This window comes from Myxococcus llanfairpwllgwyngyllgogerychwyrndrobwllllantysiliogogogochensis, from assembly GCF_006636215.1.
GTDB classification, from domain to species: domain Bacteria; phylum Myxococcota; class Myxococcia; order Myxococcales; family Myxococcaceae; genus Myxococcus; species Myxococcus llanfairpwllgwyngyllgogerychwyrndrobwllllantysiliogogogochensis.
Genome location: NZ_VIFM01000345.1, coordinates 1 through 10707 on the forward strand (window position 1 = coordinate 1; position 10707 = coordinate 10707).

The window sequence follows — 10707 nt, forward strand, 5'->3', positions numbered from 1 at the left end:
CACCCATCCTGTCGCCGAGCCACGCCCTCCCCACCCGGGCGAAGCCACACCCATGCCATCCCGAGACAGGTGAGGTTGAGCAGCGGTTCGAGGAACGGGCCTCGCTCCGTCGCAGCGGCCTCTGGGTAGACCGCATACACGAGCGCCGCGACGAGCCCCGCCCGCATCCCCCACCGCTCCTGGGCGATGCGTCCGCTCAGCACCGTGCTCAGGGCGCCGAGGACGGGGATGAACCAGCGAACCACGGTGAAGGCCGTGGCTGAATCAAAGACACGGGTGAGCGCGGCCAGGGGCGACAGCAGCACCGCCAGGCCTGGAGGATGAACAAAGAAGTAGTCGCGATAAGGCAACACGCCCTGCGACAGGAGCGCGGCGGCGCTGAAGTAGACGCCCTCGTCGTAGTCCACCGGGTAGCCCAACGCGCCGCCCCGGTGGAAGAAGCCCGCGACTCGAAGCAGCCAGGCACCAGCCCCCACCAGCAGCAGGGGCCACCACGGATGGCGCGAGGGACTGGGGCTCGAGGGGCTGGCGTCGGACACGGAGCGTCGCGTCTACCAGAGGTCGCCGCCATTTTCGAAGGCGGGGTGCCCAGTCCTTGCCATCGACTTCAGCCCGCTTCGATGTCCAGGTCGATGCGCCCCGCCAGCTTGAGGCGCAAGAGGTGCCCCGCGAAGCGCTCGGACTCCTCGCGGCCAAGGACGTTGCGAAACGTCGAGCCCTCCACCACCTCCACCTCGAGCACGGCCCCACGCTGCAGGAGTCGGAAGAAGTCCTCTCCTCCTCCCGGACGCGGAACGGCCAGCGGCAACATGCCCTTCACCGGAAGCACCTCGCCCGCCACGCGCACGCGCTCCACCAGCGCGGAGGCATCCGGTCTCACGTCCGCGGACGCCACGCCCTCGTCCGGATAGAGCGGCGCGGGAGGCAGGGCCACATCCTCCGTCGAGTCATCCAGGAGGAAGCCATACCGCGACGGAATCCTTCCCGTGAAGAGCATGCACAGCAGAACTGGCGTGTCGCCGGACACACGCTCGACATGAAGGATGGAGCGCTCCGTTCCCACGCGGCGCAACAGCAACGTCAGGCGCGGACGATGCACCGCCAGGTGCCGCTGCACGCGGTCCTTCAGGGTGGCGCGAATCTCCGCGAAGGCCGCTGAGTAGCCCGCCTCGGACTCGGCCTCGCGCGCCGCGAGCACCTCGCGCGTCTTCGAAAGCTTCTCCTCGGCGTCGCGCAGGAAGTCACCCGCCGATGCCGACGTGGGCACCAGCCCCGGCTCCGGAGACGACGTCGACTCCAGGCCCGCCGCGCGCACGGCGCCCAGCAGGAAGGAGCCTTGCTGATCCAACCGCTCCCGCTCCTCCCGGAACCGCGCCGAGGAGGCCGCATGCTCCCCCTTCAACTCCAGCCACGCCTCGTAGCCCGACTCGAGCGTCTCCAGCGCGCGCAGCCGCGACAGCGCCGCCTCCGGCCCCGCCGCCGCGCTCACGGGCCCCAACGCCCCACCCTTTGTCGTCTCACTCACGGCGACGGAGTCTACACCCTGCCTCGAACAGAGCCGTTCTCATCCGGGCCTGGCGCCGCCCCTGCTCGCGAAAACACGAAGGCCCCCACCCGACGCCGACTCGCGGCACACGGATGGAGGCCCTCACGTCACGGTCCGCGCTGTGCGCACGGACGCAAGGCTCACGCGGTGCGAGACACCGGCGGCTGCGCACCCTGGGAGGGCGACGTCTCACCCCGGCCCAGCGTGTTCGACAGATAGTCCTGGCCGCTCTGCAGCCGCTGCTTGAGGTCATCGCGGAGCTGGTTACCCGCCTTCGGGGCCAGGAGCAGGCCCAGGCCCGCGCCCACCAGGATGCCCGCCGCGAAGGCGCCCAGCACCGGCAACACATCCTCCGCCGCGCTGCGACGGCTCTCCAGACCGATGAGGTTGAGCAGGTCGTCCTTGTCCATCTTCTTGAGGGCGTTCAGGTTCATTCGCGACTCCAACAGGCTGTTACGTCGTGGGGAGATGAGACAGCAAACGCTAGTAGGACGGAGGGCGCGGAGTCCCCGCTGCGGACGCATCCGCCGACGCGGAGCCTTCCCGCGCGGGCGAGCCCACCACGCTCCGCCCCGTCTGATAACCCTGGAAGGCCGTCTCGGCCATGCCCAGCAGCTCGTCCTTCACGAAGGGCAGCGCCGCCAGCCGCACGCCCAGCTTGAGGATGCGCGCCGTCAGCGGCGTGAAGAGCCCACCGCCCAGCACGTAGCCCACGCCCAGCGCGGCCGCCATCATCCCGTACGGGTTGCGCTCCACGCGGCCCCGCAGGTCCAGCGTCTGTCCCAGGTCATCCACCGCGCCCCTCGCATCGCTCCAGAGCTGCTGCGCCTCCGAGCCAATCTGGTCCACCCGCTGGCCGAACCCCGCGTCGGAGCCATGCTCCCGCGACGAAGGGTTGCCGTTACCTGAAGCCCCTGGATAGTTCGTCATGAGTGCCCTCTCTCGTATTTGCGTCAGCGGTGCCACTCAGCGACGCGAGGCGATGCGCCCCACCAGGAAGCCCACGGCCACCGCGCCCAACAGGCACGTCCCGGGGTTGGCGCGGATGAAGCTCACCACGCGGTTGTTCATGTCGACCAGGTTCTGCCGCGCCTCATCAATCTGCGGCACCACGCGGTCCTGAAGCTGTCGGGCCCGGTCGGCCACCTGCTGCGGGTTCATGTCCATGAAGGCGTTCTCCTCGATTCAAAGGGTGAAACCACGAAGTCGTCGGCCCGCGCGCTCAGCGGCGCGAGCCCAGCAGGAATCCCACCGCGAAGGCCGCGGCCACGCACTCGTGCGGATGACGCCGCACCCACTCGCGCCAGTCCGCGGCGACCGCCACTTCCTCGCGCAGCGCGCTCACCGACGTGGCCAGCTCCGCGCGCGTCCGCTCGATGTCCTCGCGCAGCCCCGCGCTGGTGCGAGGGCCCACGGGCTTGGGGTGTCCATTGCTAGCGCCCATTCGAAGACTCCTTCAAGAGCGGGTTGCCCACGGGTACCGGGGCCGGAGTGGAGAGGGCCGCCATGCTACGGGTCAACTCATCCGCCGTGTCGTCCATCATCCGCCGTGCCTTCAGTCGTTGCAGCGCCCAGGCGATGCCGCCCCCGCCCGCCACCAGGTTGAGCAGCGACACCGCCCCGAGCGCCCCGGCCCATCCCAGGTACGCGGACAGCACCGCCGCGAGCGCACCGCACGCGAAGGCATACCCCACCAGGATGAAGGGCACGAAGGCGGCGATCATCGCCACGTTCATGCCCGTGGCCTTCAAGTCCTCCGCGAGCTCCAGGCGCGCCAGTTGGAGATGTTGCGTCACCAGGCGGCTGAAGCTGTCCGCCATGCGGCCGACGAGCGCGGCGAGGCCACGCTCCGTCTGTTCGCTCCCCACGTGCATTCACTCTCCGGCCGGCGCTCACGTCCTCACAGAAGTGGCGCCAACCTAGGCACCCCTGCCCTCCGGGACAACCTCCTCCCGGCGTTTCTGTCCGGCGTTCGCAAGCGTCGGCCACTCAACGCGCCCGCCGTTCCCCCCACGCTACCCGATGAGCTCCACCGGTGGAGAGGGGGACGACGCCACCTCGGCGATGGGCGCCGCGAAACGCAGGACGAGCGGCAGGTGGTCGGATGCAATCCGGCTGCGTTCCGTGCGGTGGGGGTGGATGGAGAGCGGCCGGACGCCCGCGTCCACGTAAATCCGGTCCAGCCGCAGCACGGGCCACCGCGTGGGGTAGGTCCGTGCGGGAGTGCCCAGCTCCAGCGCCGCGTCGTGGATGGCCTGGCGCACCAGCGAAGGCACCGCGCCGTTGCCCCAGTAGTTGAAGTCCCCGCACACCACGGCCGGGTCCTTGCGCACGGCGTCCCGGAGGATGTCCGAGCCCAGGAGCAACGCCTCCTGGCGCCGCCGCTCGGACACCCGCAGGCCCAGGTGGAGCGAGAAGACGTGGAGCTGCTGTCCCCCGCCCAGGTCCAGGTCGCAGCGCAGCGCGCCCCGAGGCTCGCGCCGCCCCACGCTCAAGTCGTAGTTCTTCGAGTGGAGGATGGGCAGCCGCGTGAGGATGGCGTTGCCGTAGCGCCGGCCGTTGCGCACCACGTTGGGGCCAAAGGCCATGTGCATCCCGAGCATGTCCGCCAGGTGCTCGGGCTGGTCCTCGCGCGAGGTGCGCGCGCGGAAGTCGCCCACCTCCTGGAGTGCGACGATGTCCGCTCCGACTTCGCGGAGCACCTCACCCACGCGGCCCAGGTCGAACCGGCCGTCCGTCCCGATGCCGCTGTGGATGTTGTAACTGACGAGCGTCAGCTCCACGGGGCGCGGCTAGCCGTGGAGGGGATTGAGGCGCCGCGCGGCCAGGCGGATCACCTCGAAGGGCAGCGCCGCCAGCCTCGCCACCGCCTTGACCGCGTCCCCCAGACCGCCGCGCAGTGTCTGCAGCTGGCGCCCCGCATCGTCGATGAGGTCCGGGAACCGGCCACGCGGAGGCTGCTCGCGCGTGGGAGGCAGCGCGCCAATGGGCAAGGTGCCCCGGATGACGGGCTCCCCCTTCGACGCCTGCTTCCTGTTCTGGTCCTCCCGGACCTTGTCCTCACGCGAGGCGCGCTTCGACGCCGCGCGGGCGGGCGTCGACATGCCGTGGGAGAACTTGCCGTCGGGTTCCTGACGCGCCAGCTCCTCGAGCTGAGCTTCCATCTGTCGCGCGTGGAAGTTCTCCTCCGTCTCGGAGAAGGACTTGCCGTAGTGGACTCCTTCGCGCGCCGCCAGCTCCTCCGTCTGCGAGCGGGATTGAGCGAGGTGCTCCTTGTCCCGCCGGCGCATGCTGCGGCTCTGCGGCAGAGTCTTCGGTACCTGGAAATGGTCGAAGCTATAGGGACGAGGCATCCACGAATCTCCAAAGGGTTATTGGGTTCGAGCAGAAGCTAGGAAGCCTGGAGGCGCGCCGGTACGGCTTGACGCCATGGCTGACAGTCGGCTGCCTGCCCTCCAGCCCACCTGCCCACGATTCCAGCCCCCTGCGACGTCCAAGTGCCGACAATGTCTGGCGTGCGCCGCTCGCTCGCGGACCGAGGGGCCGGACGTCGCCAGGCAGGCACCCCAGCGGGCGCTCCCGGGGAAAGGGGCAGGCGTCCGACACCTGCTCTTCTCACCCTGGGAAGAATCCGGGACTTCGTGGTGTAAAGGACCGCTCATGGCTCCGCACCCCGCCCGCTGGTTGTATTCCGCGCCCTCCCACGCGCTGCTCGCACTGCTCGCCCTCGGTGCGAAGGCCCAGGCCGCCGAGCCGACGCCCGCGGCCGTCGTCCTCCCCGCCTCCTCGGTGCAGGCGCCCTCGGCGGCGCAGGGTCGCCCCCTGCTCTCGCTCCAGCCCGGCACGGCGAAGCCCGGCGACCCGGTGATGGTCGCGGTGCGGGGCATGGCGGGCATGCCCACGGGCACGCTCGCGGGACGCGCGCTGCGCTTCTTCCCGTGGGGAGATGGCTTTCTCGCGGTGACGGGCCTCCCGGTGGAGCTGGCGCCCGGAAGCGCGCTGGTGCAGGTGGTGGGGCCGTCGTCGCTGGGCGGCGCGCCGCTGGAGCTGACGGGGACGCTGGACGTGGCGGAGCCTGGCTATCCGTCGCGCGAGCTGAAGGTGTCCGGCAAGTACGTGGCGCCTCCGGCCTCGGTGAAGGCCCGCATCGCCGCGGACCGGAAGGCCTTCGCGGCGGCCTTCTCCCAGCCCTTCAGCGCGCCGCACTTCGCGCAGAACTTCGTCTGGCCCCGGCAGGACCGCATCACCGCGCCCTTCGGAGACCGGCGGACCTTCAACGGCAAGCTGTCCAGCCAGCACTTCGGCGTGGACATCGACGGGGACCCGGGCGCTCAGGTGACGGCCAGCAACGAGGGCACCGTGGTGATGGCGCGCGACAACTACTCCGCCGGGAAGACGGTGCTCGTGCACCACGGCGGAGACCTCTTCACCGCGTACTTCCACCTGTCGCGCATCCAGGTGCGCACGGGCGACAAGGTGGAGCAGGGCCAGCATCTGGGCCTCGTGGGCAGCACCGGCCGCGTCACCGGCCCCCACCTCCACTGGGGTGTGAAGGTGGACGGCATCTGGGTGGATGGCGAGTCGCTGCTGCGCCTGGACTTCTTCCCGCCCGCGTCGCCCGCCGTGGCCAGTGGGGACACCGCGCTCGGCGTGCCCTGAGCGCGGCGGCGGCAACGCTCAGCGGTCGTTCCACTTCGGCGCGCGCTTCTCCATGAACGCGGAGACGCCCTCGCCGGCATCGTCCGCGAGCACGTTGAGCGACAGCTGCGAGGCGAGGAACTCCAGCGCCGCGGGCAGCGGCAGGTCCTCCGCCGTGAAGAAGGCGCGCCGACCCAGGGCGAGCACCGCCTGGCTCTTGCCGGCCAGCTTCCCCGCCAGCGCCGCGACGGCGGCGTCCAGCTCCGAGGCGGGCACCACCCGGTTGACCAGGCCCAGCGCCAGCGCGTCGCGCGCGGGGAGCCTGTCCCCCGTCAGCACCAGCTCCAGCGCCCGCTTGCGGCCCACGTGGCGCTGCAGCAGCGCCATCATCATCATCGGGAACAGGCCCACGTCGATTTCGGGCGTCCCGAAGTCCGCGGTCTCCACCGCCACGGCCAGGTCACACGCGAGCACCAACCCCAGGCCACCGGCCAGCGCGTGCCCGTTGACGCGCGCCACGGTGGGCTTGCGCGCCTCCTGGAACCGGGTCAGCAGCTTCCCGTAGGAGCGGCGCCCCTCGTGGGTGGCGAGGAAGCCGCCGTCGCCCACCATCTGCCCCAGGTCTCCGCCCGCGCAGAAAACCTTCTCGCCCGCGCCGGTGAGCACCACCACTCGGACGGCGGGGTCCGCCTCCGCGCGCTCCAGCCCGTCCATCAGCGCCTTCACCACCGTGGGCGACAAGGCGTTGCGCGCCTTGGGCCGGTTGATGGTCAGGTGCGCTTGGGGGCCTTGGACTTCGTAGAGGACTTCTCCGACGACGGCTTCTCCGGCTTCCATGCGGCGGTCTCCGCGCCTGGCGACGCGTCCGCCAGCACGCCATGAAGGAAGGTATCGGCGATCTGCGCCTTCGCCCGCTCCAGCGCCTGCGCGTCGCGCGAGTCCGCCAGCCCCGTCACGAACGCCGTCAGCCCCATCTCGATGGCGCCGAACAGGAGCGCGGAGGACAGCAACGGGTCCGTGTCCGCGCGCAGCTCCCCCGCCTCCTTCGCCCGGATGAACAGCTCCGAGCTCAGGCGGATGGCGTCCACGAAGGCCGTCTGCCGGTTGATGCGGGAACCCGCTGGGCTGCGGGCAATCTCCAGGATGAGGACCTTCACCGCACGCGGGTCCACCCGGTACGCCTCGAAGGCCACGTCCACCACGCCGTACACCTTGGCCGAAAGCGCCCCCTCCCCCTCCACCACCGCGCGCACGCGCGTGACGAAGCCGCTCCAGCCCGTGTCGAACACGGTCTCCAGCAGCTCATCCTTGTTCTTGAAGTAGTGGTAGACGAGGCCGTAGGCGACACCGGCCTCCTTCGCCACGTCCGCGATGCGGCAGCCGTGATAGCCCTTTCGGGCGAACACATCGATGGCTGCCCGCAGGATGGTCCGGCGGCGCTCGCTCTCGCGATTCCCGTTGTCCGCCGCCGACTTGCTCTGGCCCACGACGTCCTCCACCGGCCGGTTGATTCTTCAATCAGCCGGTGTGGACCCTACGAACGCGGGCCCCCGGGGTCAATGGGTACTTCTCCGGGAGGCCCGCGCGAGACGGCGGACTAGAGCACGTCGCCCGTGACGAGGGGCGCGGTGACGAACACCTTGTGACCCTCGAGCTGCGCGGCGGTGTACTTGCAGAGGGCTTCCGTCTTCCAGGCAACGGGCGCGGGGAACGGCGAGGGCTGCGGCTCCTGGGTGATGTCGTGCTTGTCGCTGATGAGGTAGCGCTCCACGCTGTACGACGGGTACGTGAGCGGAATCATCCCGGTGACGAACGGGTCGACCTGCACGGGGCCCTCGGCGCCGCCGGTGCAGCCATCCGACTCGGAGTTCTGGGCCATGTGGTTGAACCAGGGGTCCGACACGAGGAAGGTCGCGCTGGCGGAGCCGAAGTGGTCGATGTGGACGTTGGTCGCCGGCGGCGGCGGGGAGATCTGCCGCACCGTGTCCACCTTGTCCAACCCGTGGGGCACGCCCGTCCAGAGGATGCGCTCCTGGACCCAGATGAGCGTGGACACGTCATAGGCGCCGTTGCCGCCGTTCCACCGGCCATCGCCGTTGGTGTCGACGAAGCGCTCGCCAGCATCCCAGGTGCCGTTGTCGTTGTTGTCGACGAAGGGCTCGGTCAGGTCTTCGTAGTCCTCGCCGGTGTCGAACTGGCCGTTGTTGTTGTCGTCGTTGAACGCCTCTTCGCCCGTGGTGAGGGCGATGAGGGCGACCAGGTTGTCGCGCGGGTTGTTGGTGATGCCCGGGCGGATGGGGTCGGCGCGCTCGGGCTCGGCACGGTCGATGAACGGCTGCGCCGGCGTCCCATGGGCCGCCAGGGGGTTCCTCTCCCAGAGGAACGGCTCCATCCACAGCGGGGCGATGTAGTCACCCGTGTGGGTGGCGTCCTTGACGGGATTCCAGGTGAACACGCCCGGCGCCACGTCCTGCGGCAGCGGCAGCGAGGTCTTGTAGAGGACCTCCGCGTTGCCCACCACGTCGGTGGTCGACGTGGCCGTGGGGCCAATGGTGCCGGCCTCGGTGAGGAAGGACACCTGCGCGCCCTCGATGCCGTCGCCGTTGCGATCACCCACGTGGGCGATGCAGCGCACCTTCACGCCGGCGATCAGGTGCCGCGCCTCATCCCAGGCGCCAATGGCGTGGTGCAGACCGGAACCATCACCGGACCACGAGCCACACTGGAACGTGAGCTGACGGGAGCTGGAGTTGGTGCCCGCGAAGCTGATGACCGGGGAGATGACCGACTTGGCCTCCGCACCCGTTCCCGCCGACGCGACCACGACCACCGAGGCGACACGGCCTCCTCGGGCGACCACCTGCATGGAGACAAGTCCATCACCGGGGTTGGTCGTCCCCTCGGTGGGAGAAATCTCAACACCCGGTACCGGTGACTGGAGGGTGAAAGTCACCTGCGTGCCGGCTTGCGCCATGCCTCGCGAGTCCACCGCGCGGAAGCGCAGTGTGGTGATTTCTCCCAGTCGCGGCCTAGCCGGAGACTGATCCACGAACTCAAGCGTGGCAGGAGCTGGCGAAGAGCACGCCAACAACACCATGCTCGTGAAGGCCATCCACGAGGCCAGACCCGGACGCATCAGCGACGACTCCTTGACGAAGAAGGAAGCACGCTGTGCGCGAGCAGCGCACAGCGCATTTCCATCATCTTCCCGGTCTACCTACCGTCCAGTCAAGGACAGGACAGGAAGACCGATGGGCCCCTTGCGTCCGGCGAGGGGCCCCCCGGGGTGGAATTCAGGCGGCGGTGCCGCTGAACATCACCCGGGCGACCCCCAGCAGGCGGTCCACGTCCCGTGCCGTGAGGCCCCGGGCGCGCGCGAAATCAGACAGAGGACGCAGCAGGTCCTCCGTCTGGGCAAGGGTCTGCTCCGTTCCGGTGAAAAGCTCTCCAAGGCTGACGCCAAGGGCGTTGGCCAGGGCGGCGAGCGTTTCCACGTGGGGGACACGCTCTCCACGCTCGATCATGGAAAGGAAAGAGACGCTGATTTGAGCCCGCTCCGCGAGCTCCTCCTGCGTCCACCGCTCCGGCCTCTGCGTACGAAGCTCGCGGATGCGCTGGCCGATTCGTTTTCCGAGGTCCGACACGAAATACTTCTCCTGGCTGCTTGGGGGTTGGTGGAACCACCATGCACATGGGGTGATTCCTAGCCGCCCGAACCGAACGATCCGACACCCGCGACGCTGACATTCACATCGGAAAATTCCAACCCGATATCACGTCGCAGAGTCACAACCCCTTCGATGCGCCAGCAGTCACACGCTGGCCCATACGACACGCCCAGTGTCTGCTGGGCGAGGGGCTTGTACTCTTGGGTTATTTGATCTTGGTAAAGGGGCTGCACCAGAGCTTCGTACCGCACCCCGAGGCCAAATCCGAGCTTCAAACGCGCACCCGCGATGAGAGCTTGAGACCGCTCGGCCGGAGGGAGGCCGGGCGTTTCTCGGGATACACCGCCTACCAAGGCATCTAGAGGGCGGCGGAGGGTATCGGGACCCTGGGCGAAGGGGGAATCACCCTTGGCGAGGGCTTCCCGGCTGGTGGTGAGGATGTCGTCGTAGCGCGCGTACAGGGCGTTGCCCTTGCCGTCGTCGATGGCGAAGTCCGCGCTGAGCTGGGTGATGCGGCCAGACCTGGGGTCGAGCCGGACCAGCCCTCCGGCGTTCAACACGCCGGCGCTCGCGCTGAGTCGCGCGAAGGTGTCCCGCAGGACGGGCTCGGGGTCTCCCAGCTTGTTGGCGGCCGGCACATAGCGGGTCAGGTCGAACCCCTGACCGATGCGAAGCCGAAGGGGCTCGCGGACCTGGGTGCCCGTCTTGACGCGCAGGGACTGGTCCACGGCGAGCACGCCCTGGAGAAAGCCCCGGGTGGAGCCATCGAGCGCGAGCGGCACCGCCCGATCAATCTGGTCGTAGGGCTGGGCAAGGCCTCCATCCTCGGCGCCCGCCGAAGGCACCCGCCCCCAC

14 protein-coding genes and 1 pseudogene are annotated in these 10707 nt (G+C 69.5%); 1 reads left to right on the forward strand and 14 read right to left on the reverse strand.

Features of this window, described 5'->3' with window-relative positions; genetic code table 11:
• The 9 genes from FJV41_RS44540 to FJV41_RS44580 all read right to left on the reverse strand — a co-directional run.
• Positions 1-539 (reverse strand): glycosyltransferase family protein (locus FJV41_RS44540; protein WP_497812670.1); only part of this gene is annotated, 539 nt, incomplete at its 3' end.
• Between the two features lie 68 nt (positions 540-607).
• Positions 608-1525, reverse strand: a complete 918-nt coding sequence (locus tag FJV41_RS44545) for a hypothetical protein (RefSeq protein ID WP_141648725.1) — start codon at positions 1523-1525, stop codon at positions 608-610.
• 161 nt (positions 1526-1686) lie between these two features.
• On the reverse strand, positions 1687-1980 hold the full coding sequence (locus FJV41_RS44550) for a YtxH domain-containing protein (protein WP_141648726.1): 294 nt from the start codon (positions 1978-1980) through the stop codon (positions 1687-1689).
• Positions 1981-2029: 49 nt separating this feature from the next.
• Entirely contained in the window at positions 2030-2476 is a 447-nt protein-coding gene (locus FJV41_RS44555) for a hypothetical protein (protein WP_141648727.1), read from the reverse strand.
• Positions 2477-2512: 36 nt separating this feature from the next.
• On the reverse strand, positions 2513-2713 hold the full coding sequence (locus FJV41_RS44560) for a hypothetical protein (RefSeq protein WP_141648728.1): 201 nt from the start codon (positions 2711-2713) through the stop codon (positions 2513-2515).
• A 55-nt stretch (positions 2714-2768) separates the two neighbouring features.
• Positions 2769-2990: a DUF3618 domain-containing protein gene (locus FJV41_RS44565; RefSeq protein ID WP_141648729.1), complete on the reverse strand. Its 222-nt coding sequence runs from the start codon at positions 2988-2990 to the stop codon at positions 2769-2771.
• On the reverse strand, positions 2980-3420 hold the full coding sequence (locus FJV41_RS44570) for a phage holin family protein (RefSeq protein WP_141648730.1): 441 nt from the start codon (positions 3418-3420) through the stop codon (positions 2980-2982). Before FJV41_RS44570 ends, FJV41_RS44565 begins: the two co-directional genes overlap by 11 nt.
• Positions 3421-3561: 141 nt before the next feature.
• Positions 3562-4329, reverse strand: a complete 768-nt coding sequence (locus tag FJV41_RS44575; protein WP_141648731.1) for an endonuclease/exonuclease/phosphatase family protein — start codon at positions 4327-4329, stop codon at positions 3562-3564.
• A gap of 9 nt (positions 4330-4338) precedes the next feature.
• Positions 4339-4899 carry a hypothetical protein gene (locus tag FJV41_RS44580; RefSeq protein ID WP_141648732.1) on the reverse strand — a complete coding sequence of 187 codons (561 nt, stop codon included), beginning with the start codon at positions 4897-4899 and terminating at the stop codon, positions 4339-4341.
• A 307-nt stretch (positions 4900-5206) separates the two neighbouring features.
• On the opposite strand from FJV41_RS44580, the gene FJV41_RS44585 reads away from it, so the two are divergent.
• Positions 5207-6205, forward strand: a complete 999-nt coding sequence (locus tag FJV41_RS44585) for a M23 family metallopeptidase (protein WP_141648733.1) — start codon at positions 5207-5209, stop codon at positions 6203-6205.
• A gap of 18 nt (positions 6206-6223) precedes the next feature.
• On the opposite strand, the gene FJV41_RS44590 is transcribed toward FJV41_RS44585, so the two are convergent.
• The 5 genes and pseudogenes from FJV41_RS44590 to FJV41_RS44610 form a co-directional block, all read right to left on the reverse strand.
• The gene (locus tag FJV41_RS44590; protein ID WP_141648734.1) at positions 6224-7021 is read right to left on the reverse strand and encodes an enoyl-CoA hydratase/isomerase family protein; all 798 of its coding nucleotides are present in this window, start codon (positions 7019-7021) and stop codon (positions 6224-6226) included.
• A complete protein-coding gene (locus FJV41_RS44595) occupies positions 6955-7671 on the reverse strand; it encodes a TetR/AcrR family transcriptional regulator (RefSeq protein WP_174455000.1) in 717 nt (238 codons plus the stop codon). The genes FJV41_RS44590 and FJV41_RS44595 overlap by 67 nt, the downstream gene beginning before the upstream one ends.
• Positions 7672-7781: 110 nt before the next feature.
• Entirely contained in the window at positions 7782-9320 is a 1539-nt protein-coding gene (locus FJV41_RS44600) for an Ig-like domain-containing protein (RefSeq protein ID WP_141648736.1), read from the reverse strand.
• 157 nt (positions 9321-9477) lie between these two features.
• Positions 9478-9828: a helix-turn-helix domain-containing protein gene (locus tag FJV41_RS44605; protein ID WP_002634858.1), complete on the reverse strand. Its 351-nt coding sequence runs from the start codon at positions 9826-9828 to the stop codon at positions 9478-9480.
• Positions 9829-9887: 59 nt separating this feature from the next.
• Positions 9888-10707 (reverse strand): annotated as a pseudogene (locus tag FJV41_RS44610) (LPS-assembly protein LptD); the annotation flags it as partial.